The organism is Pseudomonas sp. R3-56, assembly GCF_051132075.1.
Lineage (GTDB): Bacteria > Pseudomonadota > Gammaproteobacteria > Pseudomonadales > Pseudomonadaceae > Aquipseudomonas.
The window spans coordinates 4,606,526-4,633,220 of the sequence record NZ_CP071657.1; the positions used below are offsets into that span (position 1 = coordinate 4,606,526).

Annotated in this window: 20 protein-coding genes; 5 read left to right on the forward strand and 15 right to left on the reverse strand. The window is 62.0% G+C overall.

Translation table 11 applies throughout. From position 1 onward, the window contains the following. Positions 1–83 precede the first annotated feature (83 nt). The 5 genes from J3P96_RS20910 to aceK form a co-directional block, all read right to left on the reverse strand. A complete protein-coding gene (locus J3P96_RS20910; protein ID WP_434653313.1) occupies positions 84–1,208 on the reverse strand; it encodes a GNAT family N-acetyltransferase in 1,125 nt (374 codons plus the stop codon). Between the two features lie 139 nt (positions 1,209–1,347). Continuing rightward, entirely contained in the window at positions 1,348–2,658 is a 1,311-nt protein-coding gene (locus J3P96_RS20915; protein ID WP_305496166.1) for an OprO/OprP family phosphate-selective porin, read from the reverse strand. A gap of 266 nt (positions 2,659–2,924) precedes the next feature. Continuing rightward, positions 2,925–4,046: a beta-ketoacyl-ACP synthase III gene (locus J3P96_RS20920; protein WP_434603076.1), complete on the reverse strand. Its 1,122-nt coding sequence runs from the start codon at positions 4,044–4,046 to the stop codon at positions 2,925–2,927. Positions 4,047–4,381: 335 nt separating this feature from the next. Continuing rightward, a complete protein-coding gene (gene hrpA / locus J3P96_RS20925) occupies positions 4,382–8,293 on the reverse strand; it encodes an ATP-dependent RNA helicase HrpA (RefSeq protein ID WP_434653315.1) in 3,912 nt (1,303 codons plus the stop codon). Between the two features lie 258 nt (positions 8,294–8,551). Then, complete coding sequence (gene aceK, locus J3P96_RS20930) at positions 8,552–10,273, reverse strand: bifunctional isocitrate dehydrogenase kinase/phosphatase (protein ID WP_434653317.1); 1,722 nt, start codon at positions 10,271–10,273, stop codon at positions 8,552–8,554. Positions 10,274–10,404: 131 nt separating this feature from the next. Between aceK and J3P96_RS20935 the strand changes: the two genes are divergently transcribed. After that, positions 10,405–11,313 (forward strand): DMT family transporter, encoded by a 909-nt coding sequence (locus J3P96_RS20935; protein ID WP_434653319.1) that lies wholly within the window; start codon positions 10,405–10,407, stop codon positions 11,311–11,313. A gap of 114 nt (positions 11,314–11,427) precedes the next feature. On the opposite strand, the gene J3P96_RS20940 is transcribed toward J3P96_RS20935, so the two are convergent. The 3 genes from J3P96_RS20940 to cysK all read right to left on the reverse strand — a co-directional run bounded on the left by J3P96_RS20940 (position 11,428) and on the right by cysK (position 14,894). Next, positions 11,428–12,291 (reverse strand): DMT family transporter, encoded by an 864-nt coding sequence (locus J3P96_RS20940; protein WP_434653321.1) that lies wholly within the window; start codon positions 12,289–12,291, stop codon positions 11,428–11,430. Between the two features lie 334 nt (positions 12,292–12,625). Continuing rightward, positions 12,626–13,564 carry an aspartyl/asparaginyl beta-hydroxylase domain-containing protein gene (locus J3P96_RS20945; RefSeq protein ID WP_434658285.1) on the reverse strand — a complete coding sequence of 313 codons (939 nt, stop codon included), beginning with the start codon at positions 13,562–13,564 and terminating at the stop codon, positions 12,626–12,628. Between the two features lie 355 nt (positions 13,565–13,919). After that, the gene (gene cysK, locus J3P96_RS20950; RefSeq protein WP_434569459.1) at positions 13,920–14,894 is read right to left on the reverse strand and encodes a cysteine synthase A; all 975 of its coding nucleotides are present in this window, start codon (positions 14,892–14,894) and stop codon (positions 13,920–13,922) included. A 125-nt stretch (positions 14,895–15,019) separates the two neighbouring features. Between cysK and J3P96_RS20955 the strand changes: the two genes are divergently transcribed. The 3 genes from J3P96_RS20955 (at position 15,020) to J3P96_RS20965 (ending at position 18,412) form a co-directional block, all read left to right on the forward strand. Then, on the forward strand, positions 15,020–16,096 hold the full coding sequence (locus J3P96_RS20955) for a DUF748 domain-containing protein (RefSeq protein WP_434569460.1): 1,077 nt from the start codon (positions 15,020–15,022) through the stop codon (positions 16,094–16,096). A gap of 257 nt (positions 16,097–16,353) precedes the next feature. After that, complete coding sequence (locus J3P96_RS20960; protein ID WP_304550908.1) at positions 16,354–17,199, forward strand: AAA family ATPase; 846 nt, start codon at positions 16,354–16,356, stop codon at positions 17,197–17,199. Positions 17,200–17,233: 34 nt separating this feature from the next. Beyond that, positions 17,234–18,412: a vWA domain-containing protein gene (locus J3P96_RS20965; protein ID WP_305496176.1), complete on the forward strand. Its 1,179-nt coding sequence runs from the start codon at positions 17,234–17,236 to the stop codon at positions 18,410–18,412. Positions 18,413–18,531: 119 nt separating this feature from the next. Here J3P96_RS20965 and J3P96_RS20970 read toward each other — a convergent pair whose 3' ends face one another. The 7 genes from J3P96_RS20970 to J3P96_RS21000 all read right to left on the reverse strand — a co-directional run bounded on the left by J3P96_RS20970 (position 18,532) and on the right by J3P96_RS21000 (position 24,406). Then, a complete protein-coding gene (locus J3P96_RS20970; protein WP_434653323.1) occupies positions 18,532–19,452 on the reverse strand; it encodes a biotin-dependent carboxyltransferase family protein in 921 nt (306 codons plus the stop codon). After that, the gene (pxpB, locus tag J3P96_RS20975) at positions 19,449–20,153 is read right to left on the reverse strand and encodes a 5-oxoprolinase subunit PxpB (protein WP_434653325.1); all 705 of its coding nucleotides are present in this window, start codon (positions 20,151–20,153) and stop codon (positions 19,449–19,451) included. The genes J3P96_RS20970 and pxpB overlap by 4 nt, the downstream gene beginning before the upstream one ends. Next, positions 20,150–20,902: a 5-oxoprolinase subunit PxpA gene (locus J3P96_RS20980; RefSeq protein WP_434569463.1), complete on the reverse strand. Its 753-nt coding sequence runs from the start codon at positions 20,900–20,902 to the stop codon at positions 20,150–20,152. Before J3P96_RS20980 ends, pxpB begins: the two co-directional genes overlap by 4 nt. Positions 20,903–20,965: 63 nt before the next feature. Further along, entirely contained in the window at positions 20,966–22,252 is a 1,287-nt protein-coding gene (locus tag J3P96_RS20985; protein ID WP_305496180.1) for an MFS transporter, read from the reverse strand. 296 nt (positions 22,253–22,548) lie between these two features. Next, a complete protein-coding gene (locus J3P96_RS20990) occupies positions 22,549–23,091 on the reverse strand; it encodes a DUF2937 family protein (RefSeq protein WP_305496181.1) in 543 nt (180 codons plus the stop codon). Between the two features lie 12 nt (positions 23,092–23,103). Continuing rightward, positions 23,104–23,880 carry a class II glutamine amidotransferase gene (locus J3P96_RS20995; protein ID WP_305496182.1) on the reverse strand — a complete coding sequence of 259 codons (777 nt, stop codon included), beginning with the start codon at positions 23,878–23,880 and terminating at the stop codon, positions 23,104–23,106. A 31-nt stretch (positions 23,881–23,911) separates the two neighbouring features. Continuing rightward, a complete protein-coding gene (locus J3P96_RS21000) occupies positions 23,912–24,406 on the reverse strand; it encodes an MFS transporter (protein ID WP_305496183.1) in 495 nt (164 codons plus the stop codon). Between the two features lie 159 nt (positions 24,407–24,565). On the opposite strand from J3P96_RS21000, the gene J3P96_RS21005 reads away from it, so the two are divergent. Next, a complete protein-coding gene (locus tag J3P96_RS21005; protein ID WP_434653328.1) occupies positions 24,566–26,620 on the forward strand; it encodes a S9 family peptidase in 2,055 nt (684 codons plus the stop codon). The last annotated feature ends 75 nt before the right edge of the window (positions 26,621–26,695 follow it).

Here is a 26,695-nt window from a genome sequence, read left to right on the forward strand (position 1 = left end):
TTCATGGTTGGATTCAGATTTTTTGGGGCTGCTGCGCAGCCCAGCGGGAGCAAGCTCCCTCGCCACGGGGTTTCATAACATTCTCAGCACTGCCGATACGGCAATGCTGTCCTGGCCTCTTCGGCATACGCCAGCACGCCCTCATGCTCACGCAGGAGAAAATCCGCCACCGCCGCCTTCAGGCCCGGATGGCGCAAGTAATGCCACGAGCGGGTAATCACCGGCTCGAACCCGCGAATCAATTTGTGCTCGCCCTGGGCTCCGGCGTCAAAGCGCTGCAGACCGTTGGCGATCGCATAGTCCATGCCCTGGTAGAAACACGTCTCGAAGTGCAGGCGATCGAACTCCGCGAGGCAGCCCCAGTAACGGCCGTAAAAACTGTCGCCACCGACCAGGCTGAATGCCATCGCCACCGGCCGCGAACCTTGCTTGGCCAGCACCACGCGAATGGCCTCGGGCATGCGCTCGGCCAGCAGGCTGAAGAATGTCCGGGTCAGATAAGGTGCTTGCCGACGCACCGCATAGGTATTGGCGTAACAGGCGTAGACAAAATCCCATTGCGCCTCGTCCAGTTGATGGCCTTCGAGCCACTCGAACTCGATGCCCTGCCCTGCCACTTGCTCGCGCTCCTTGCGCATCTGCTTGCGCTTGCGGGAACTGAGCGCATCAAGGAAATCCTGGAAGTCCCGATAGCCGCGATTCTGCCAGTGGTACTGGCAACCGATCCGCTGCAGCCAACCGTCCTGACCGGTAAGCGCCGCATCGGTAAAGGCATCGGTGAAGTTGATGTGAGCGCTGGAAAGCCCTTCGATTTCCAGATAACCCGGCAGGCTGCCGAGCAATTCCAGACCGTCCTCCACTGACGCCGCCAGCAGCCGCGGCCCGCTGACCGGACTGAACGGCACCGCTGTCAACAGCTTGGGGTAATAGTCGATGCCCGCCCGGGCACAGGCGTCGGCCCAACCATGATCGAACACGTACTCGCCGTAGGAATGCCACTTGCGGTAACTGGGCAGGGCCGCCAGCAGCCGTCCGTCTTCCATGTGCAACAGGTGCTCGGGCTGCCAGCCGGAATGCGCGCCCAGGCTGGCGCTGTCTTCAAGGGTGCTTAAAAAAGCGTGGCGCAGGAACGGTTGATTGGCGGGCACCAACGCGTCCCACTCGGGTGACGCGATGGCGGACAGGTTGTCCAGGACGTGAAGCGGCATGCGGTTCCTCGATATCCAGGCGGCGGATTACCCGAGTATCGCCGATCCAGGCCGGTCGGGCATAAAAAAACCCCGCCAGAGGCGGGGTTCAAAGGAGCGTAACGGATGAAAGTGGAGCGGTGTATCAGGTCAAAGCGATTTAGAACACGTACTGGGCACGCACGACCACACCTTTGCCGTCGTCGTCGCCGTTGACGTTGGTCACGTTGTCGGTCTTGGCCTTGACGTAAGCGGCAGAGATCTTCACCGCTTCGTTGGCGTACCAGTTGACGCCCAGGTTGTGCACCTTGGCTTCGGCGTCGCCCACATCACGGGTCGCGGTGGCGGTGGTGATGTTGTCGTCTTCGACGGTCATGCTGTCGTAGCGATAGAACAGTTCCCAGGCGCCGATGGATTTGTTGGCAGGCTTGATCGAATCGAATTTGCCGATTTTGTAACCGCGCGCCTCGCCGGTGAGGGTGTAGGCGCCCTGCACGTAGAAACCATGGCCCTTGAGGTCTTCGAAGGCGCTGTCGTCAGCCTTGGTCTTGCGGGTGATGTATTCACCCTGGATCGACGCAGGACCCATGGCGAACGCGGCTTCCAGGCCGAAAGCGGTGTCGGTGTCGTAGGAGCCGGCCGGCGAGTTATTCGCGCCACCCAGTACCGGACGGTTGCCGTTAGGACCGGCATCGTTGCCGCCCAGGGTCTCGACACCACGCATGCCCAGACGGGAGCGATAACGCGCGTCGAACGCAGTGTCCGAAACGTCACGCGAGGCCACGTTCACACCGAAGTGCAGCACGTTGCCGGCGTCGTGCATCGGAGCGAATACGAAACGACCGTTGGCCTGCTTGATGCTGTTGCCGTCGGTGTCGTCGGTGTCTTTGCTGAACACGCCAGCCGAGGCGTAGAACGAGTCGGCGAAGACGCCGGAGGCTTGCAGGCCCAGGCCGTTCTGGTGGCCGTTGGCCCAGTCGATCAGGTCGTAGGCGGCGTTACGCTCAGGCGCGGTCACCCACTTGGAGCTGGTGGCTTTTTCCAGGCCGAAGTCCGGGTCGAAGCGACCAACCTTGATCGACACCGGCTTGAAGCCGTTGTAAGCCAGGGACGCTTCGTCGAAGTAGCCGTTGTCGGAATCGCCGCTGTTGTGGGAGAAATCGTAGTTGATGGTGTAGGCCCAGTCCGTGTACAGCACACCGGACAGCTCCAGGAAGCCGCGGCGGATGTAAGCGGCATCAGCCTTGTCGCCGTTGTCGGTGTAGATCCCGTCAAACTGGCTGTAGTCAGCCTGCAAACGACCGCCGAGCTTGAAGCTGAACTCTTTGTCAGTGGTAGCGACCTCCAGGCCGCCCTTGGTCTTGACCACGATATCGGCGCCGTCGGTGGTTACGGTGCCGGCGAAAGCCTGGGCGGTTACTGCCATTGCCAGAGCGCTGGCGGCAAAACCTGCGAAGTGCTTACGGATCATCGAAGAATTCCCCTAGTTGGTAGTCTATGCGTTAGAAAACACGCGGAACTGGGCCCGCTGGTGTTGGGAGGGGATCTTGGCGATGGGTTGTGTCAGGCGAGTTGCTATCACATAAAGATTTTATGACAGCGGAACTTTTTACTTCGAAAGGGAATAACAGATTTTCTGCAAAACCTGTGGGAGCGAGCAGGCTCGCTCCCACATGAAGTTAGGTTTATTGCATGGTGAGGGAGCAAGCTCCCTCGCCACGAATCAAGCAGTCCGGATCAGCGCTTGCGCAGGATCACGCTGCCGATCGAGTAGCCGGCGCCAAACGAGCTGAGCACCGCGACCGAGCCGCTGGGCAGGTCGTCCTGGTACAGGTGAAAGGAAATCACCGAACCCGCCGAGCTGGTGTTGGCGTAGCGGTCGAGAATCACCGGGGCTTCTTCCTCGCTGGCTTCGCGCCCGAGCAGCTTGCGCACGATCAGCTGGTTCATGCTCAGGTTGGCCTGATGCAGCCAGAAACGCTTCACTTCGCCGACGTTCAGCTGGTTTTCCTGCAAATGAGCGCCAATCAATTCAGCGACCATAGGGCAAACATCGCGGAACACTTTACGGCCTTCCTGGACGAACAGTTTGTCCCGCGTGCCGATGCCCTCTTCCGCCGCGCGGTTGAGGAAGCCGAAGTTGTTGCGGATGTTGTTGGAGAACTTGGTGAGCAGCTTGGTGCTGACCACGTCGAACTGGTACGGCGATGTCGCCTGGTCCGCCCGCTCGATGATCACCGCCGTGGCTGCGTCGCCGAAGATGAAATGGCTGTCGCGATCACGGAAATTCAAGTGCCCGGTGCACACTTCCGGGTTGACCATCAGGATCGCCCGGGCCTGGCCCAGCTGTACGCTGTTGGCGGCGGCCTGGATGCCGAAGGTCGCCGAAGAACAGGCCACATTCATGTCGAAACCGAACCCTTCGATACCCAGGGCTTCCTGGACTTCGATGGCAATGGCCGGATAGGGACGCTGCAGGTTGGAACAGGCAACGATCACGCCGTCGATGTCAGCGGCGCTGCGACCGGCGCGCTCAAGCGCCTGTTTCGCGGCGCCGACGGCCATTTCGCAGAGCACCGACCATTCTTCGTTGGAGCGCTCCGGCAGGCGCGGCGTCATGCGCTTGGGATCGAGAATACCGTCCTTGTCCATCACGAAACGACTCTTGATGCCTGAAGCCTTTTCGATGAAGGCCGCATTGGACTCGGTCAATGCCTCGACTTCGCCGCGCTCGATGGCGTCGGCGTTGTCGGCGTTGAACTGCGCGACATAGGTATTGAAAGACTGCACCAGCTCTTCGTTGGAGATGCTGTTGGCTGGGGTGTACAGGCCGGTGCCGCTGATGACGACGTTATGCATGGTCGTGTCTCTGATCTGTTCAGGCAGAAAGTATTGGCACCGACGTACCAACACGCAAAGGGTCTTTCCCATCCCGTGGGAGCAGACCTGGCATCGCTTTATTCCGATCCGCCCGTGGCATTGAAGCCAAAACCACGGGACCGGCATTTATAGGCGCGAAGTTTGCCATAAACGCTGGCGTTTGGCCCATTCTCCCTTGCTTACAACACAAAACCCTGTGGGAGCGAGCCTGCTCCGGGCGGCGATCCGACGAAAGCGGAGTGTCAGTCACCTTCAATGCCGGCTGGACCACCGCCTTCGCGAGCGGGCTCGCTCCCACAGGTCGTACGCCGACCCTAAGCCTCCACCAACCCCCATTGCTTGCTCAGGCGCTTGTCGGAAATCGGCACCTTGGTGCCCAGTTGCTGGGCGAACAGCGATACGCGGTATTCCTCCAGCCACCAGCGGTACAGTTCCAGCTGCGGATCGCGCTTGCCTTCCTGGGCATGCTTGCTGGCGCGGGCCTGGTATTGCGCCCAGAGGTTGGACAGCTCGCCGCTCCAGACCCGGTCCTTCTGCACCTGGCTGCCGAGCTTCTCGAAGCGTTGCTCGATAGCCTTGAGGTAGCGCGGCAGCTCCTTGAGCCATTGATGCGGGGTTTCACGCACAAAGCCCGGGTACACCAGGTGGCTGAGCTGCTGCTTGATGTCGTTCAGCGCCACGGCCTGGGCCAGGTCGATCTTGCCCTTGAAGCGTTTTTGCAGGCCGTGCCAGAGTTTCAGGATATCCAGGGTCAACCTGGCCAGGCGTTCGGCATGCTCGGTCCAGCCGCCACGCTTGCGTTCGGCCAGGGCCGCCAGCGCGGCGCCGTCGCGTGGCAGGCTCGGCTCGCCTTCGAGGACGCAACTGTCGAGGCTCGCCAGCAGGATGTCTTCCACCAGACCGTCGATGCGCCCAAGTTCGCGATACAGCAGGCCCAGTTCGGTCAGGCCCGGCAGCTTGCCGCGAAGGAATTTCGCCGTTTCGGCCAGTTGCTGCATGAGCAGCCGCTGCAAGGCGCGGCGATGCTGGAACTCGGCTTCGGCCGGGGTCGGGAAACGCCCTTCCTTGACCACGCCGCCCTCTTCCACCAGCGCCGGGTACACCGTCATCGACAACCCGGCGATCTTCTGCTGGGTTTTTTCCGCCACTGGCGCGAAGATTTTCGCTTCCACCGGTTCCTGGTTCTTCGCCGTTTGCGGCACGGCCAGGGCCGCCTGGCTGGCTTCGGCAAAACGCGCGGTCAGCTCGGCCAGGTCGCGGCCTTCACCGAGGAACTTGCCTTGGCCGTCGACGATTTCCAGGTTCATGCGCAAATGGCTTTCCACTTGCTGCGCCGCTTCCGCCCAGGCTTCGTCGCTAACCCGTGCGCCGGTCATGCGTAGCAACTCACGTCCCAGGGATTGCGGCAGTGAGCCCTCGGCAAACGTGATGCGCTGCAGCGCCGCCTTGACGAAGTCCGGCACCGGCACGAAGTTTTTGCGCAAGGCCTTGGGCAAGTTGCGCACCAGGGCGATGCATTTGGCTTCGATCATCCCCGGCACCAGCCATTCCAGGCGCTCCGGCGGCAGCATCGGCAGCAGCGGCGCCGGTACCCGCAGCGTCACGCCATCGCGCGGGTGGTTGGGCTCGAAGTGATAGCTCAACGGCAAGGTCAGGTCGCCGACGCGCAAGGTGTCGGGATACAGATTGGCCGTCACCTCGCTGGCCTCGCGAGCGAGCACGTCTTCTTCGCGCATGATCAACAACTGCGGGTCTTTCTGGCTGTTGATCCGGTACCAGCTATCGAACGTCGCGGTCTGGTGGATCTCGGCGGGCAGGCGTGCATCGTAGAAGGCGAAGAGGGTCTCCTCGTCCGCCAGGATGTCGCGGCGACGGGCCTTGGCTTCGAGTTCGTCAAGCTGCTCGAGCAATCGGGTGTTGGCGCTCAGGCACTTGGCCCGGGACTGGATTTCGCCACGCACCAGCGCCTCGCGGATGAACAGTTCGCGGGACACCACCGGGTCCACCGGCCCGTAGTGCACCGGCCGGCGACCGACCACGATCAGCCCGAACAAGGTGATCTGCTCGTAAGCCACCACCTGCCCGCGCTTCTTCTCCCAATGGGGTTCGAAGTGGTTTTTCTTGATCAGGTGCCCGGCCAGCGGTTCGATCCAGTCCGGTTCGATCTTCGCCACCATGCGCGCATACAACTTGGTGGTTTCCACCAGCTCGGCGGTCATCAGCCACTGCGGGCGCTTCTTGCCCAGCCCGGACGAGGGATGGACCCAGAAGCGTCGCTGCCGCGCACCGAGGTAATCGCCGTCCTCGGTTTTCTGGCCGATCTGGCTCAACAGGCCCGAGAGCACCGCCTTGTGCAGTTTCGGATAATCGGCCGGTTCCTTATTGAGGCTCAACTGCATGTCGCGGCAGATCAGGCTCAACTGGCGATGGGAATCGCGCCATTCGCGCAGGCGCAAGTAATTCAGGAAGTTCTTGCGGCACCAGTTACGCAGGGGGCTGGCGGTCAAGGCCAGGCGCTGCTCTTCGAAGCCGCGCCACAGATTGACCAGCCCGGCGAAGTCCGAATCCGCATCCTTCCACTGCGCATGGGCCTGGTCGGCGGCCTGCTGGCGCTCGGGCGGGCGTTCGCGCGGATCCTGGATCGACATGGCACTGGCAACGATCAGGACTTCCTGGAGGCTGCCCAGTTTCGCCGCTTCCAGCAACATGCGGCCCATGCGCGGGTCCACCGGCAAGCGCGCCAACTGGCGCCCCAACGGCGTCAGCTGGCTGTTGCGGTCCACCGCCGAAAGCTCTTGCAGCAGGTTGAAACCGTCGCTGATGGCCTTGCCATCCGGCGGCTCGATAAACGGAAAGTCAGTGATCTCGCCGAGGCGCAGATGCAGCATCTGCAGGATCACCGCCGCCAGGTTGGTGCGCAGGATCTCCGGATCGGTAAACTCCGGCCGGCCAAGGAAATCCTCTTCACTGTACAAGCGCACGCAAATCCCCGGCTCGACCCGTCCGCAGCGGCCCTTGCGCTGGTTGGCGCTGGCCTGGGAAATGGCTTCGATGGGTAGACGCTGGACCTTGGCGCGGTAGCTGTAGCGGCTGATGCGCGCGGTGCCGCTGTCGATCACGTAGCGGATGCCCGGCACGGTCAGCGAGGTTTCGGCGACGTTGGTCGCCAGCACCACGCGCCGGCCCGGGTGGGACTGGAAGATACGCTGTTGTTCGGCCGGCGACAGTCGCGCGTACAACGGCAGGATTTCGGTGTGTTTGAGCTGGGCCTTGCGCAGCATCTCCGCCGCGTCGCGAATCTCCCGCTCGCCCGGCAGGAACACCAGCACATCACCGGGGCTGCGCCGCTCGCTGCGTTCATGGGCGGCAATTTCATCGAGGGTGGCGAGGATCGCCTGGTCGACGGTCAAGTCGTCCTCGACCCGATTGCCCTCCTCGTCCTGCTCCAGCGTCAGCGGGCGATACCAGGTTTCCACCGGGAAGGTGCGGCCCGAGACTTCGACGATCGGCGCGTCATCGAAGTGCTTGGAGAAGCGTTCCAGGTCGATGGTCGCCGAGGTGATGATGACCTTCAGGTCCGGACGGCGCGGCAACAGGGTCTTGAGGTAGCCGAGCAGGAAATCGATGTTGAGGCTGCGTTCGTGGGCCTCGTCGACGATGATCGTGTCGTAGCGTTCGAGGTAGCGGTCGTTCTGGGTCTCGGCCAGTAGGATACCGTCGGTCATCAGCTTGATCAGGGTATTGGCATCGCTCTGGTCCTCGAAGCGCACCTGGTAACCCACCAACGCCCCCAACGGCGTGCCAAGCTCTTCGGCGACCCGGCTCGCCACGCTGCGGGCGGCGATCCGGCGTGGTTGGGTGTGGCCGATCAAGCCATGCTGGCCGCGACCGATTTCCAGGCAGATTTTCGGTAACTGGGTGGTTTTACCCGAGCCGGTTTCGCCGGCGATGATCAACACCTGATGCTTGAGCAGCGCCTCTTTGATCTCGTCGCGCTTGGCCGCGATCGGCAAATTGTCGTCGTAGCGAATCGACGGCACGCTCGCCTTGCGCGCCAGCACCTGGTCGCACGATGCCTGCATGCGCGTCACCCACTGGGCCAGCTTGGCCTCGTCGGGTTTCTTGCGCAGCTCGAGCAACTGCCGCCGCAACCGGTGACGGTCGGCGAGCATGGCGTGATCGAGGTTCTTCAGCAGTTTGTCGATAGCGGGGGCTTGGTCAGTCATCAGGTACGCAGGGGTCGTCGGTTTGAGCAAGGGGGCGATTGTCGCAGATTTGCGGCTATTGCGCCGAGCACACAAAGCAGCCCCACCACTCTCCCCTTGTGGGAGCGAGCTTGCTCGCGATAGCGGTGGATCAGCCAGCGTTGATGTTAACTGACACACCGTCATCGCGAGCAAGCTCGCTCCCACAGGGGATTTGCGTCAAGGAATGCGGTTGTGGCGAGGGAGCCACAAGTCACAGGGGCTTTGTTTGCCGGGCGATTATTCGCTGTCCAGGTCCTTGCGTCGATACGGGAACACATCGATCACCTTCCCCGCCCGAATCGCCTCTTGCAGGCCCTTCCAGTAATCGGCGTTGTACAGCTCGCCATGCAACTGGTCGAAGAGCTTGCGCTGCCCGGCATCGGCAAACAGGAACGGCGGGAATTCTTCCGGGAAGACGTCCAGCGGGCCGATGGAATACCAAGGCTCGGAGGCCATCTCATCTTCCGGTGTGCGCGGCTGGGGAATGTGGCGAAAGTTGGCTTCGGTCAGGAAGCAGATTTCATCGTAGTCGTAGAACACCACGCGACCATGGCGAGTGACGCCGAAGTTCTTCAGCAGCATGTCGCCGGGGAAGATATTGGCCGCCGCCAGTTGCTTGATCGCCAGGCCATAATCTTCCAGCGCCTCGCGTACCTGGGCTTCATTGGCGTTTTCCAGATAGAGGTTCAGCGGCGTCATCCGGCGTTCGGTCCAGCAGTGGCGAATCAGCACCGTGTCGCCTTCCACCGACACCGTGGACGGCGCCACTTCCAGCAATTCTTCCAGGCAGGCCGGTTCGAATTTGCTCAGGGGAAAACGGAAGTCGGCGAACTCCTGGGTGTCGGCCATGCGCCCGACCCGGTCGACGCTTTTCACCAGTCGATACTTCTCGATCACTGTGGCCCGGTCGACGTTTTTCGACGGCGAGAAGCGGTCCTTGATGATTTTGAATACCGTGTTGAAGCCCGGCAGGGTAAACACGCTCATGACCATGCCGCGCACGCCCGGGGCCATGATGAACTGGTCGTCGGTATTCGCCAGGTGGTTGATCAGCGCCCGGTAGAACTCCGATTTGCCGTGCTTGTAGAAACCGATGGACGTGTACAACTCGGCGATGTGCTTGCCCGGCAGGATGCGCTTGAGGAAACCGATGAATTCCGCGGGCACCGGCACATCGACCATGAAATACGAACGCGTGAACGAGAAAATGATCGACACCTGCGCCTCGTCGGTAATCAGCGCGTCGATCTGGATGCCGCGCCCTTCACGATGCAGCAGCGGGATCACCAGCGGCCATTGGTCGTCACGGGTGTAGATGCGCCCCACCAGGTAGGCGCCCTTGTTGCGGTAGAGCACCGAGGAGAACAACTCCACCGTCAGTTCCGGATCCTTGCAGACCCAATCCGGCAGGTTCTCGCGCAGTTGGCTTTCGAGGCGTTGCAGGTCGCCGGGCAGGTCGGCGTAGTCCTCGCTGAAGCGATAGTCGGCGAACATCGCCGCCAGCATGCTGTCCAGTTGCCCCTGGGGTTTGTAGGTCCGGGTCTGGGCCGCACGGGCACGGCGCAGGCTCGGCCGGGTGGTGTGGATGAACATGGTGCCGTCGCTGATCAGGTCATGGCTGAACAGGCCGCAGAAGATCGAGTTGTACCAGGTCTCCGACAGCTCATCGTCAAAACGCAGGTCGATCAGGCTGATATAGGCGCTTTTCACCAGCGGCCAGCAACCGACATCCATCAAGGCCTCGGCATCGAAGGTGTTGCGCAGCCTGGCCACGGTTTCGAAGACTTTTTCTTCATACAAGTTGATGCGCGCCGCCGACGCTGCTTGCGCCTCCTGCCACTGCGCCTGCTCGAATCGGGCACGGGCGCCATCGGTGATGTGCCGGAATTGCTCACGGTAATCATCGAAGCCGTCGAGAATCGAACGGGCGATATCGGTGGTGGGCCATGGCTGCGACATAGGGAAAACCTCGGCGGGTCATGCTTGTTATTGGCGACTGAGCTTAGAGGCCAACCGAGCGGCAACGCAACCATTGCCATCGGTGTTTGGCGGGGCGACACTTGCGGCCCGATCAAGGAAGGACGCATCTCGTGAATCTCGTCGACACCCTGCGCTTGCTGTCGCTGGCCGCCATCTGGGGGGCCAGTTTCTTGTTCATGCGCATCATCGCTCCGGTGATCGGCACAATTCCCACGGCTTTTTTCCGCGTTTCCATTGCCTTCGTCGGCTTGCTGGTCATTCTTGCGCTGATGCGTATCGACTGGAATTTTCGCGGCAAGCTGAAAGCGGTAATGGTGCTGGGCCTGATCAACTCGGGCATTCCGGCAACGTTCTATTCCCTTGCCGCCCAGGTGTTGCCGGCCGGTTATTCGGCAATCTTCAACGCCACCACACCGTTGATGGGCGTGCTGATTGGCGGGTTGTTTTTCAGCGAGCAACTCACCGTGGCCAAGGTCAGCGGGGTGTTCCTCGGCCTGTTCGGCGTTGGCATCCTGACCGGTGCCGGCCCGGTGGCATTCGACCACCAGTTACTGATGGGTGCCCTCGCCTGTCTGCTCGCCACCACTTGCTATGGTTTTGCCGGTTTCCTCACCCGTCGTTGGCTCGACCATCAAGGTGGGCTGGACAGCCGCCTCTCCGCCTTGGGCAGTATGTTCGGCGCCACGGTTTTCCTCCTGCCGTTGTTCGGTTACAGCATCATCAGCCAACCGCCGGCCAGTTGGGGCGGCTGGAGCGTCTGGCTATCGTTGCTGGGGCTGGGCCTGGTGTGTACCGCGCTGGCGTACATCCTGTATTTCCGCTTGCTCAGCTCTATCGGTCCGGTCAAATCCATGACAACGACCTTTTTGATCCCGCCGTTCGGCGTGCTGTGGGGCGCGTTACTGCTGGATGAGCCGTTGGGGATGGCGCATTTGTATGGCGGGGTGTTGATTGCGGCGGCGTTGTGGCTGGTGTTGAAGCCTGGCGGGGCGAAACCGGCTGAGGTGTCTGGCCGGTAGCACATCGGTGTGATTGACTCCGCCATCGCGAGCAAGCTCGCTCCCACAAAGGGCTGCGCATAACCCTGTGGGAGCGAGCTTGCTCGCGATAGCGGTATGACAGTTACCGAAGCTCTAGCGGACTTTACGGAACACAAACACCAACCCGACGATGATCAGCACCATGCCCAGCAGGCTCAATAACGCAAGCCGGTTGCCGAACACCAGGTAGTCCATGATCGCCGTCACTGCCGGCACCAGGTAGAACAGGCTGGTGACGTTGACGAGGTTGCCCCGGGCGATCAAGCGGTAGAGCAACAAGGTCGCCAACACCGACACCACCAGCCCCATCCACAACACCGGCACGATGAACCCCGCATTGTGCTCGAAGTGAAACGGTTGAAACGGCACGAACACCACGCACAGCAAGAGCCCGGCCAGGTACTGCACCGGCAATGTACCGAGGGGATTGTCGGTGATGCGTTTCTGCATGATCGAACCTGCCGTCATGCTCACCAGCGCCAGCAACCCGCACAGCATGCCCGTCAACGACATGCCGGCCAGGCCAATGCCTTGGTAAACCACCATGATCAAGCCCACCAGGCCCAGCGCCAGGCCGAACACCCGTTGCCAGGAACGCTGGCGCTCCATGAGCACCACGGTGAGGATCGGTTGTACGCCCATCAACGTGGCCATCACACCGGGCGTAACGTTCAATTGCAGCGCCAGCAGATAGAAAATCTGATAGGCACCCAACAACACCAGGCCGGTCGCCGCCGCGTACAGCATCGGCTTGCCAGCCTTCGGCAGCTTGAACTTCAACAGCGGGATCAACAGCACCAGCGCGCACAGCGCAAGCGCAAAACGGATCAGCAGGAAAGCGAAGGGTGACGCGTGGGCCAGGCCCAGTTTGGAAAAGATCGCTCCGCTGCTCCACAACAAAACGAACAGGCTCGTGGAAGCCGTCGCCAATAAGGCGTTCTTGGAAAAGGAAAACATGAAAACCACCTGTAGTCAGGCAAAAAGCCAACTCAGCCGAAGCTGAAATCCAGTCGTTTTTTCAGGCAGGCACAGGGGACGGCAACCGTTGCCGATCAGCCCCGAACGCCAACACCCGGCGGTGATACGCAGGCGTATACCGGTGAGCGACTGACAGGTGGAGGGTATTGACCGATCTGCTCAGGCTGCGGATTCCCGCACGGCACGACGCCAGCGTTGAACGCTGGAACCACAACCGCGGTGAATAGGAATGCAGGCATGAGCCGATCTCTTGGAGGATGGGTCCGAAGACCGAGCGCCGACTATAACCAGCGCCCGATGTGTAACGCAATGCTTAAACGAACAACCAGTAGCCCAGCGCCGTCAACACTGCCACCGCCAACACCGGTCGCATCACCCGATAGGCCTTGGGATGCCGGCGCTTGAGTTGCTTGACCCGGCCACTGATGCCGTCGCTGAACGTCTTGCTCCAGGCATAGGCGCGGTTGATGCCGCCGACGTGCTCGTCGTCCAGGTTCTGCGGCGCGGTGGCGCGGCCGAGGAAGGCGCTTATGGCGCGATTGAAACGAGTCATCAATGGGTTTTTGAGGGGACGCTCGATATCGCAGAACAGGATCACGCGCGTCTGGTCTGTTTCATTGCGGACCCAGTGCACATACGTTTCATCGAACATCACATCTTCGCCGTCGCGCCAGGCGTAGACCTGCCCGTCGACGAAGATCCGGCAATCATCGGAGTTGGGCGTGGACAGCCCCAGGTGATAGCGCAGCGAACCGGCGAACGGGTCACGATGGGGATTGAGATGGCTGCCCCCCGGCAACAGGGCAAACATCGCGCCCCGCACGTTGGGAATCCGATTGACCAGCTCGACGGTCTGGGGGCACAACAACTCCGCCGATGGCAGCGGCTTGTCGTACCACTTGAGATAGAAGCGCTTCCAGCCTTTCTTGAAGAACGAACCAAAACCGGCGTCGTTGTTTTTCTCGGCGGCGCGGATATAACCCTCGTCGAAAAGATGCATGGCTTCGTCGCGGATCACTTGCCAGTTTTCCTTGAGCACATCCAATTCCGGAAATTCGCGGCGATCGAGGTAGGGCTTGGAGGGCACCCTGGAAAACAGATACATCAAGGCGTTGTAAGGGGCGAACAACGCCGAGTGGTTGACGAACTGGCGCAACACCGGCAGACGCGCCTTGCCACGCAAATGCACAAAAAGCGTACTGCCCACAAACAGCAGCAACACCGAGGCCTTGGCGACAAACGAAACGCTCATTTCTTTCAACTCCTTGTTTGAATTGCGCAGCGCCATCAGCCCGACGCGGCGGCTGGCCATGTTAGATATCCTCGTGCAGATGAAACATCGTCAGACGCGACATTCACTGTTGAGGATTACGCAACAAAGCCCTTCTTAACATGCGTCAGCTGAACCTTGGCTGACGCATCGAACGATCTTCCACCTGCCCTCCAGAGGGCGAGATCTTTTTGTGGCGAGGGAGCTTGCTCCCGCTGGCGTGCGAAGCGCGCCCTGCAATCGGCGGCACGCCTCAATCCCGGGCGCCTGCTTCGCAGTCGAGCGGGAGCAAGCTCCCTCGCCACAAGAGCCTTCCCCCGCTAAATCCAGCGTTCAGTTACTGCTGAGTCTCCTGCTCGGTAAACAGGTCACTGAACAACATGCTCGACAGGTACCGTTCGCCCGAATCAGGCAGGATCACCACGATCGTCTTGCCCAGCATTTCCGGTTTTTCCGCCAGGCGCACCGCCACGGCCATGGCCGCGCCGCAGGAAATGCCGCAAAGGATGCCCTCTTCCTGCATCAGGCGCAGGGCCATGGCCTTGGACTCCTCATCGGTCACTCGCTCGACCTGATCGACAATCGACAGATCGAGGTTCTTCGGTACAAAACCCGCACCGATCCCCTGGATCTTGTGCGGGCTCGGCTTGATCTCCTGCCCCGCCATCGCCTGGGTAATCACCGGCGACGCCTCGGGCTCCACCGCCACCGACAGGATCGGTTTGCCACAGGTGTTCTTGATATACCGCGAGACCCCGGTAATGGTTCCACCCGTGCCCACGCCCGCGACCAGCACGTCCACCGCGCCATCGGTATCGTTCCAGATTTCCGGACCGGTGGTTTTTTCGTGGATCGCCGGGTTCGCCGGATTATCGAACTGCTGCGGCATGAAATATTTCGACGGGTCGCTGGCGAGGATCTCCGCGGCCTTCTCAATGGCGCCCTTCATGCCCTTGGCCGGCTCGGTGAGCACCAGCTCCGCGCCCAGCGCCTTGAGCACCTTGCGCCGCTCGATGCTCATGGACGCCGGCATGGTCAGCATCAGCTTGTAGCCACGGGCGGCGGCCACGAACGCCAGGCCAATGCCGGTATTGCCCGAGGTTGGCTCGACGATGGTCATGCCAGGCTTGAGACGACCTGAGCTTTCAGCGTCCCAGATCATGTTTGCGCCGATCCGGCACTTGACCGAATAACCCGGGTTGCGCCCTTCGATCTTCGCCAGGATGGTCACGCCGCGCGGGGCGATGCGGTTGATCTGCACCAGTGGCGTATTGCCGATGGAATGGGCGTTGTCAGCGTATATACGACTCATGACCGGTCCTTAATGCAGAGGGAATTTAGCGCTTAAAGGTAAGCCTGTTGCCAAAGGGCGTCCAGTTGCAGCGAACGTTCCAGTTGTTACGAGAGTCAATGGCTTTAACAACGGAGACTACTGACATGAAGCGTCGATACAGTTGGCCACTGTGGGCCTTCGTCGCCATCGTTGCACTGCTGGTGGCCGTGCATTTCGCGCTGCCTTATCTGGTGCGCGACTACCTGAACGACAAATTGGCGGACATGGGCGACTACCGCGGCCAGGTCAGCGATGTCGACCTCGCGCTCTGGCGCGGCGCCTACCGGATCAATGGCCTGAAAATCGTCAAGGTCGATGGCAAGATCCCGGTGCCATTCGTCGACGCGCCGCTGGTCGACCTGTCCGTGAGCTGGCACTCGCTCTGGTATGACCATGCGGTGGTCGCCGCCGTGGAGTTCACCCATCCCGAGGTCAACTTCGTTGACGGCGGGCCCAACCGGCAGAATTCCCAGACCGGCCGTGGCACCAACTGGCGTGAACAATTGAGCAAACTGATGCCCATCACCTTGAACGAGGTGCGGATCAGCGACGGCAAGGCCACGTTTCGCAACTTCAACTCCAAACCACCGGTCAATCTGCGAGCTACCAACGTCAACGCCAGCTTTTATAACCTGACCAATGTGGTCGACACCGAAGGCAAGCGCGACGCCCGTTTCGAAGGCAAGGCCCTGGTGGCCGAGCATGCGCCACTGGAAGTCCAGGCAACCTTCGACCCATTGAGCGACTTCGAGGATTTCGATTTCCGCCTGCGCGCCACCAATATCGAGCTCAAGCGCCTGAACGACTTTGCCGCGGCCTATGGCAAGTTCGACTTCAACGCCGGCCACGGCGACCTTGTAGTCGAGGCCGAAGCCGACAACGCCCGGCTCAGCGGTTACATCAAGCCGCTGCTTCGCGATGTGGACGTGTTCGACTGGCAACAGGACGTCGAAAACAAGAACAAGAACATCTTCCGTTCGGTCTGGGAAGCCTTGGTCGGCACGGGCGAAACCGCCCTGAAAAACCAGAGCAGGAACCAGTTCGCCACTCGCGTGGAGCTCAGCGGCAACGTGCATCAGCAGAACATCAGCGCCTTCGAAGCCTTCCTGCAGATTCTGCGCAACGGTTTCGTCCAGGCCTTCAATGCGCGTTATGAACAGCCGCCGCCCTCGAAGGACTGAGATTTGCGGCTTTTAGTGGCGAGGGAGCTTGCTCCCGCTGGGCCGCGAAGCGGGCCTTAAAAGCCTGCGAGCGCTGCGCACTCGAGCGGGAGCAAGCTCCCTCGCCACAAGACTGAGTCAACATGTGACGCCCCATTCAGAGACTGAATACAGCGTCTGCGTTCACAGTCGGCGGGGCCGCGCGTTATAGTCGGGCACGACATTTATTTCGCGCGCCCCGCCTCGCCGGGCCGGCGACACCGTTCGAGGATTTGCAGATGAAGTTCGAAGGCACCCGCGCCTACGTGGCCACCGATGACCTGAAACTGGCGGTGAACGCCGCCATCACCCTGGAACGGCCGTTGCTGGTCAAGGGCGAACCGGGCACCGGCAAGACCATGCTGGCCGAACAACTGGCGGAGTCCTTCGGCGCGCGCCTGATCACCTGGCACATCAAATCCACGACCAAGGCCCACCAGGGCCTGTACGAATACGATGCGGTCAGCCGCCTGCGCGACTCACAGCTGGGCGTGGACAAGGTCCACGACGTGCGCAACTACTTGAAGAAGGGCAAGCTCTGGGAAGCGTTCGAGTCCGAAGAGCGGGTCATCCTGCTGATCGACGAAATCGACAAGGCCGACATCGAGTTCCCCAACGACTTGCTGCAGGAACTCGACAAGATGGAGTTCTACGTCTACGAGACGGACGAAACCATCAAGGCCAAGCAGCGCCCGATCATCATCATTACCTCCAACAACGAAAAGGAACTGCCGGACGCCTTCCTGCGCCGCTGCTTCTTCCATTACATCGCCTTCCCCGACCGCGCCACCCTGCAGAAAATCGTCGACGTGCACTACCCGGACATCAAGAAAGACCTGGTCAGCGAAGCGCTGGACGTGTTCTTCGACGTGCGCAAGGTGCCGGGTCTGAAGAAAAAACCTTCCACCTCCGAACTGGTGGACTGGCTCAAGCTGCTGATGGCCGACAACATCGGCGAAGCGGTGCTGCGCGAGCGTGATCCGACCAAGGCTATCCCGCCGCTGGCCGGCGCCCTGGTCAAGAACGAACAGGACGTGCAATTGCTTGAGCGCCTGGCGTTCATGAGCCGTCGCGGCACTCGCTGATCCTCTTCGTCCAACAAGAGCGAGGGCGATTGCCATGCTGCTTAACCTGTTCAATGAGATGCGCGCCGCCAAGGTGCCGGTGTCGGTGCGCGAACTGCTGGACCTGATCAACGCGCTGAAACAGCGGGTGATCTTCGCCGACATGGACGAGTTCTATTACCTGTCCCGGGCCATCCTGGTGAAGGACGAACGGCACTTCGACAAGTTCGACCGGGCGTTCGGCGCTTACTTCAATGGCCTGGAAAAACTTGATGATCATCTGCAGGCGTTGATTCCCGAGGACTGGTTGCGCAAGGAGTTCGAGCGCTCCCTGACCGATGAGGAACGGGCGCAGATCCAGTCCCTGGGCGGTCTGGACAAGCTGATCGAAGAGTTCAAGAAGCGTCTGGAAGAACAGAAGGAACGCCACGCCGGCGGCAACAAGTGGATCGGCACCGGCGGCACCAGCCCGTTCGGTTCCGGCGGCTTCAACCCCGAAGGTATCCGGGTCGGCGACGCTGGCAAGCGCCAGGGCAAGGCCGTGAAAGTCTGGGACCAGCGCGAGTACAAGAACCTCGACGACCAGGTGGAACTGGGCACCCGCAATATCAAGATCGCCCTGCGCCGCCTGCGCAAGTTCGCCCGCCAGGGCGCGGCCGAAGAGCTGGACATCGACGGCACCATCGATCACACCGCCCGGGACGCTGGCCTGCTGAACATCCAGATGCGCCCGGAGCGCCGCAACACCGTCAAGCTCCTGCTGCTGTTCGACATCGGCGGCTCGATGGACGCCCATGTGAAGATCTGCGAGGAGCTGTTCTCGGCCTGCAAGACCGAGTTCAAGCACCTGGAGTATTTCTACTTCCACAACTTCGTCTACGAATCGGTGTGGAAGAACAACCTGCGTCGCACCTCGGAGCGCACTTCGACCCAAGACTTGCTGCACAAATACGGCGCCGACTACAAAGTGATCTTCATCGGCGACGCGGCCATGGCCCCCTACGAGATCACCCAGGCCGGCGGCAGCGTCGAGCACTGGAACGAAGAAGCCGGTTATGTGTGGATGCAGCGCTTCATGGAGAAGTACAAGAAGCTCATCTGGATCAATCCGTACCCGAAGGACACCTGGGGCTACACCGCCTCGACCAATATTGTCCGTGAGTTGGTGGAGGACCGGATGTATCCGCTGACGTTGCGAGGGTTGGAGGAAGGGATGCGGTTTCTTTCCAAGTAAAGTCTTCCGGTGCCTGTAAGGGCCTCTTCGCGAGCAGGCTCGTTCCCACAGGGATCTAGGGTGTGACGAAGATCCAGTGTGGGAGCGAGCTTGCTCCGGGCGGCGATCCGACGATGCTTTTAGCGGTCGAGGAAACTGCGCATACACTCCACCTGCTGCCGATGCGCCACCTCCTGCACCACCGGCCGCAACCGCAGTTGCGTCCCAGGCAGGCATTGCGCCAACCGGGCCAGGGACAGCGGCGTCAAGGCGCCCAGGCGCGGATAACCGCCGATGGTCTGTCGATCATTGAGCAGCACGATCGGTTGGCCGTCCGGCGGCACCTGCACGGCGCCGAGCGGAATGCCTTCGGAAATCATCGCCGGGCCCTGGTATTCCAGCGCCGGACCGAGCAAGCGCATGCCCATGCGATCGGCGCGACTGTCCAGCGTCCACAGTGTATTGAAGGCATCGAACAGACTGCGTCCGCTGAACGCGCCATTTTGCGCGCCGAGGATCAGGTCCAGCGGCTGCAGCTGCTGAAAATCCGGAATCCGCCTGTGGGGCATCGGCCGAGGCGTTGCCGAGCCTGAATAACTCAGCTGCTCACCGCGACTCAGCGCCCGCCCCCGCCCATCCAGGCCACCGAGTTCCTCGCGTACCACCGTCGCCCGGCTGCCCAGCACCGCAGGCGCGTTAAAGCCGCCGGGAGCCGCCAGGTAGGCGCGGGCACCGAGCACCGGCTGAGTGAGCGCCAACGTCTGGCCTTGGCGCAGGCTGAAGAAGCGCCACGACGCCACGCCCTGGCCGTCTATCCTCGCGCCCAGGTCCGCACCGGCCAGCGCCAGCACGCAATTCTCCTCGGCCACCACGGTAAAACCGCCGAGGGTGATTTCCACCACTGCGGCATCCGGGGCGTTGCCCAGCATCCAGTTGGCCCAGCTCATCGACAGCCAGTCCGCCGCGCCGCCCTGGGTCACGCCAAGATGCCTGACGCCAAAGCGGCCAGTGTCCTGCAACAGGCACAGCGCTGTGCTGGCCTCGATCAACAGACGGCTCATGCCTGTGCCTCCAACGGTGTGTCATCGCCGCCCAGGGCAATGAACTCAGCGTGATCGACAGCGGCAAAACGCACCGTATCGCCGGGTTGCATCAGGCTGTAGCCATCGCGCTCGCGATCGAACAATTTGGCCGGGGTGCGGCCGATCAGGTTCCAGCCGCCAGGCGATACCACCGGATACGCTGCGGTCTGGCGCTCGGCGATCCCGACGCTGCCCGCCGCGACCCGCTTGCGTGGGGTGTCGAGGCGCGGTGCGGCCAGCGCCTCGTCCACCAGCCCCATGAAAGCGAATCCCGGCGCGAAGCCCAGGGCGAACACCTGATATTCCCGCTCACTGTGACGCTGGATGACTTGCGTCACCGTCAACCCGCTGCGGCTCGCCAGCAGGTCCAGCTCCGGCCCGACACGCGGGTCGTACCACACCGGCAGCACATGGCATTGCCCGGCAGACCGGGCATCCGGCGAGAGGTTGTTCAGCGCTTGGCCGATCAACTCGCGGGCCTGGGCCGGGGTCAGGGCGAGCAAATCGTAATGCACCATCAGGGTCGTGTAGGACGGCACCAGATCAATCAGATCATCGGCGAAAACCGCGCGCAGGCGCGCGCTGGCAGCGAGCATCCACGGCATGTTGGCCTCGGCGATTTCGTCGAACAGGCGCACCATCAGGCAGTCCACCGCCACCACTTCCACGCGTGGTTTCATGGCGCGCTCTGCCGGTCGAGGGCCTCGCGGATACGCTGCACGGCCGCCACGGAGCTGGCGTTGTCGCCGTGCACGCACAACGTATCGGCGTGCAGATTCAACGCGCTGCCGTCGCTGGCCGTCAGCGCGTCGCCGCGGGCAATGGTCAGCGCCTGCCCGATGATCACCTCGGAATCGTGATGCACCGCCCCCGGCAACTGCCGCGAGACCAGGCGACCGGCGCTGTCATAGGCCCGGTCGGCGAAGGCTTCGAACCACAGGGTCACCCCGTATTCGTCGCCCAGGGCCTGGGCGGCGCTGTTGTCCCGGGTCGCCAGCAGCATCAGCGGCAACTGCCGGTCATACGCGGCGATGGCCTCGATAACAGCACGCAGTTGCGCCGGGTTGGCCATCATGTCGTTGTACATCGCACCGTGAGGTTTGACGTAGCTGACCTGTCCACCCTGGGCCCGGCAGATACCGTCCAAGGCGCCGATCTGGTAGTGCAGCAGGTCTTGCAGCTCCTGGGCGCCATAGGCCATGGAGCGGCGGCCGAAGCCCGCCAGGTCCTGATAGGCCGGGTGCGCGCCGATCCGTACGCCGTGGCTCAGGGCGAGGCTGACGGTCTTGCGCATGATGCTCGGGTCGCCGGCATGAAAGCCGCAGGCGATGTTGGCGCAATCGATAAAGGGCATCACCTCGGCGTCCAGACCCATGGTCCAGTTGCCGAAGCTTTCGCCAATGTCGCAGTTCAGTAGCAGGCGGTTCACGGTGAACGCTCCTGTGGATTCTTTCTTATGGACCATGGGGATCGCGCCCCCACAGGTTATCAATCAGTCGGCTTCCAACTGCTTGCCCTGAGTCTCCGGCAGGCTCAGGGCCGCCAGGATCACCACGCCATAGGACACCGCCGCGAAGGCTCCGATGCCGACGCTCAGCGGCACCTTCTGGCTCAGGATACCGATCAACAGCGGAAACAGCGCCGCCACCGCGCGGCCAATGTTGTAGCAGAAGCCCTGCCCCGATCCGCGGATGCGCGTGGGGAACAGTTCGGTGAGGAACGACCCCATGCCGCTGAACATGCCCGAAGCGAAGAAGCCCAAGGGGAAGCCCAGCCACAGCATCACGTTGTTGCTCACCGGCACCTGGGTGTACAGCAGCACGATGGTGAAGGAACCGACGGCAAACAGGACGAAATTTTTCTTCCGTCCGAGGATGTCGGACAGATAAGCGCTAATGACGTAACCCACGTAAGAGCCGACGATCACCATCGCCAGGTAGCCGCCGGTACTCAGGACGCTCAAGCCGCGCTCGTTTTTCAGGAAGGTCGGCAGCCAGGAGGTGATGGCGTAGTAGCCACCCAGCGCGCCAGTAGTCAGCAGCGAGGCTCGAATCGTCGTGAACAGAATGCCGGGGGCAAAAATCTCGTAGAACTTCGCCGGGTTCTCGGGCGTCAGCCGGGCCTTGGTCTGGTTATAGACTTCCGGATCCTTGACCAGCCGGCGAACGAAGATCACGAACACCGCCGGCACGATGCCGAGGATGAACAATGCGCGCCAGGCGTCTTCCGGCGGCAGCACCGAGAACAGCAGCGCATACAGAATCGCCGTCATGCCCCAGCCCAGGGCCCAGCCCGATTGCACCATGCCGACCGCCTTGCCACGGTCCTTGGCGCGAATCACTTCGCCCATCAACACGGCGCCGGCGGTCCACTCGCCGCCGAAGCCGAAGCCCATCAGCGTGCGGGCGATCAACAGTTGTTCGTAGTTCTGGGCGAAACCGCAGAGGAAGGTGAAGAAGGCGAACCACAATACCGTCAATTGCAACGTGCGCACTCGACCGATGCGGTCCGAGAGAATGCCCGCCACCCAGCCGCCGATGGCCGAAGCGATCAAGGTGCTGGTGTGAATCAGCCCCGCTTCACCGGTGCTGATGCCCCACATCGCGATGAGCGTCGGCACCACGAAGCTGAGCATCTGGGTGTCCATGCCGTCCAGGGCGTAACCGATCTTGCAGCTCCAGAAGGTGCGCCGTTCCTGCTGGTTGATGTTGCGATACCAATCGAACGGACCGGAGCGGGCCTGGGGTTGGGGGACGCCGAGCGTGTCGGGTGCACTCATGGTGGTTCTCCACGGGTTTTATTGTTGTGAGTCTCGACGACGCTGGCGTGGAGACCGTTGCCCCGATTCTTGAGCCCACGGCTGATCGCGTCCAACGAATAAAACCTTGGCCGGGTCATAAGAAAAACTTGATTGGGTAGGTTGGGGCACGCGCCGTTGTGGCGAGGGGATTTATCCCCGCTGGGCTGCAAAGCAGCCCCATCAGCAACCCTGTCTGATACTGCATGCGGCCTTGTTGGGGCCGCGTCGCGACCCAGCGGGGATAAATCCCCTCGCCACAGGAGCCCGGCGCGGCGCTACAGTCCGCGCAGGTCACGCTCTTCGATCGGCCGGCTCTGGCGCAGGCGCTTGCCGCCCAGCACCACCCAGTCGATCAGGCGGAACAGGCATTCCAGGCCGAACGACAGCAACATCGCGCCGCTGATGCCCCAGATCATCGCCTCGGGGGTCAGCAGGATCTGGTAGCTGTAGCCGTTCCAGGTTTCCTTGCGGATGTCCGGATCGGCGGCCAGGGCCACCTGCAGCAGGCGGATGTACCACGGGCCCTGCATTGCCTGGAACTGTTTGTCCAGAGCTTGCTGGCGCACGAGCAAGGTGTTCAGGCTGTCGGCATCGCTGCGAAAGATCGGGTCTTCACTGGCGCGGTAATGCGCCACCAGGGCCTGCATGTCACCCTTGAAGAACTGGTTGGCGGTGCCCTGGAACCCCTGCAGGCCAGTCTGCGCCTCGATCAGGTGGGCCTCGACCCGCTTGGCGTAATCATTGACGAAGCCCGGCACCTGGACCCCAACCAGCAGGCCCACCGCGAACAACACCAACCGTAGATAACTGAGCAACATAACGTGACGTCCTTATTCGGTCCGGCCGTGGCTGACGCATTCGCCGCGTCGCCACAGGCTCCATTGGCCCGGTTCGTAGCGGGTCCAGGTTTCGTTTTCGGTCAAGGGTTCGGTGGCAATCACCGTGACCACGTCGTTGGGCGTGGTTTCGGCCTGGAAATCGACAATCACGTCCACATCTTTCAGCCGCGCCGGGCCGAACGGTGCGCGCCGGGTGATCTGCGCCAGTTTGGTCGAGCAATAGCAGAACAGCCAGTCGCCGTCGCTGAGCAGGCAGTTGAACACGCCCTTGCTGCGGTATTCGCTGCACGCCTCGATCAAGGCCGGCAGCAACTGCTCGACCTCCACCGGCTCAGGATAAGCCTGGCGCACGCGGTTGAGCAGGTCGCAGAACGCCGCCTCGCTGTCGGTATCGCCCACCGGGCGGTAGAAACTCACGCCCGGCTGGAAATCGGCGAGCTGGCCGTTGTGGGCGAAACACCAGTTGCGCCCCCACAACTCCCGCACGAACGGGTGGGTGTTGGACAGGCAGACCTTGCCGACGTTGGCCTGGCGGATGTGACCGATGACCACTTCGCTCTTGATCGGATAGCGTTGCACCAGGTTCGCCACTTCCGACTCGCTGCTGGCGGCCGGGTCCTGGAACAGGCGCAGGCCACGGCCTTCATAAAAAGCGATGCCCCAGCCGTCGCGGTGCGGCCCGGTCTTGCCGCCGCGCTGCATCAGCCCGGTGAAGCTGAAGACGATATCGGTCGGCACATTGGCGCTCATGCCCAATAACTCACACATGCTCGAACCCTCGTTTGATTGGGCAGCCCGGTTACAGGCGCGGTTCGATACGCGAACGCTGGGGATTGCTCGGCACGGGTGGGCGACCATAACGGTCGTCACCGGCCACGCCGAACGCAGGCTCGTCGTCAGGCTCGGCAGCGGCGGCCGCTTTGGCTGCGGCGGCCCGCTCCTGGCGAGCCTTGGCCGCGCGTTCGACAGGAATACGGATCAGCACCAGGACCAGATAGAGGCCGAAGGCGATCATGGCGTACATGAGCAGGTCGGACGCTGCGCGCCAGACGTTGTTGCCAACCTTGAAGAGCAAGTCCAGGGCGGCAATGGCCAGCGCCGGGGCGACCTTTTCCTTCACCGGGTCGACGATGGTCGGGCTGAACAGCAACACCGCCATCAGCAGCCGCAGCGGCTCGCGCAACCAGCGCCACATGAAGCGGGTCATGCGCATCCACACCAGGAGGCAGCCGAGGGCGGCGAAGGCGTAGAGACCCCAGGCAATCAGATAATCGTTCTCGGTCATGGTGTCCATGGCAAGGCAGGCAAAGAGGCGCTTATAGTAACGGCTTTTCGCTCGTCAGGCTGCCCCGGCATCTGCCGGATGCCCGGCGGGGTGAGTTTTTCGGTCCGGCTACCGAACTGACCCCGTCGGCCACTTGTCCCTGTTCGTATCATGCTTGAGAGTTTTTCCATGCCCCTATCCGCCCACGTTCCCGACGCCCCGATTGCCCGCAAGGCCCCCGGTGTTGACCCCTACGCCTGGCTGCAGGAGCGCGACACCGACGCCGTGCTCGAATACCTGAAGGCTGAAAACAGCTACCAGCAAGCCCGGCTCGCCGATCAGGCCGAACTGCGCGAAACGCTGTTCCAGGAAATCAAGGGACGAATCCTCGAAACCGACCTCTCCCTGCCCTCGCCCTGGGGCCCTTACCTGTATTACACCCGCACCACGGCGGGTGATGAATACGCTCGCCATTACCGTTGCCCGCGTCCGGCCGATGACAGCCTGACGGTCGATGAAAGTCGTGAACAGCTGTTGCTGGACCCGAACGCGCTGGCCGGCGGCGGTTTCTTTTCCCTCGGCGCGTTCAGCATCAGCCCCGACCATCAGCGTCTGGCCTACAGCCTGGACACCAGCGGCGATGAGATCTACACGCTGTTCGTCAAGGAGCTGTCCAACGACAAGGTCAGCGAACTGTCCTTCGAAAACTGCGACGGCAGCATGACCTGGGCCAACGACAGCCTGACGCTGTTCTTCGGCGAACTTGACGATACCCATCGCCCGCACAAGCTGTTGCGCTATCGCCTGGACGGCACCGCCGCCGAAGAAGTGTTCCATGAGCCGGACGGGCGCTTTTTCCTGCATTGCTACCGTTCAAGCTCCGAGCGGCAGTTGATCCTGTCCCTGGGCAGCAAGACCACCAGCGAAGTCTGGGTGCTGGACGCGGCGCAACCACAACAACCGTTTACCTGCGTCGCGCCACGGGTAGAGAACCACGAATACGATGTCGACCATGGCCTGCTCGAAGGGCAATGGACCTGGTTTATCCGCAGCAACCGCGACGGCATCAATTTCGCCCTGTACCAGGCGCCCGATATGGGCGAAGCGCCGGCCGAAGCGGACTGGCAGAACCTGATCCCCCACAGTGACACGGTGATGATCGACGGCCTGAGCCTGAACGCCAGCGCCATGACATTGAGCCTGCGCGAGGGCGGCCTGCCGATCATCGAAGTCCACCCACAAGGTTTACCGGCCTATCGGGTGCAATTGCCGGACGCGGCCTACAGCCTGCACGTGCAGAACAGCCTGGAGTTTGTCAGCGAGCGCATTCGCCTGCGCTACGAAGCGCTGAATCGTCCGGCGCAGATCCGCCAGCTGGACCTGGCCAGCGGTGCTCAGGTCGTACTCAAGCAAACCCCGGTACTGGGTCCGTTTGATGCCGATGCGTATGTCAGCCAACGGCTTTGGGCGACGGCACCGGACGGTACGCAAGTGCCCATCAGCCTGGTGGTCAAGCGCGAGGCCTTGGGCAAGCCCGTGCCGCTGTACTTGTACGGCTACGGCGCCTATGGCGAAAGCCTCGACCCGTGGTTTTCTCATTCGCGCTTGAGCCTGCTGGATCGTGGTGTAGCGTTTGCCATCGCCCATGTGCGTGGCGGCGGCGAACTGGGCGAGGCCTGGTATCGAGCCGGCAAGCAGGAGCACAAGCACAACACTTTCAGTGATTTCATCGCTTGCGCCGAGCACCTGATCGCCCAGGGCTTCACCTCGGCCGATCAGTTGGCGATCAGCGGCGGCAGCGCCGGTGGCCTGCTGATCGGCGCAGTCCTCAACCAACGCCCGGAGCTGTTCAAGGTGGCGATCGCCGAAGTGCCGTTCGTCGACGTGCTCAACACCATGCTCGACCCCGAACTGCCACTGACCGTGACCGAATACGACGAATGGGGCAACCCCGAGGAGCCGGACGTCTATGATCGGATCCGGGCCTACGCGCCGTACGAAAACGTCCGCGCCCAGGCGTATCCGGCAATGCTGGTGGTCGCCGGCTACAACGACAGCCGCGTGCAGTACTGGGAAGCGGCCAAGTGGGTGGCGAAACTGCGCGCGACCAAGACCGACGAAAACCCGCTGCTGCTCAAGACCGAACTGGGCGCTGGCCATGGCGGCATGAGCGGCCGCTACCAGGGATTGCGTGACGTAGCGCTCGAATATGCATTTGTCTTGAAGGTTTTGCGCGTGGCTTGAGGAACTCTGCGGGATGGCTGGGTCTTAGCTCCATACCTGGCTCGACTGGATCAAATGTGGGAGCGAGCCTGCTCG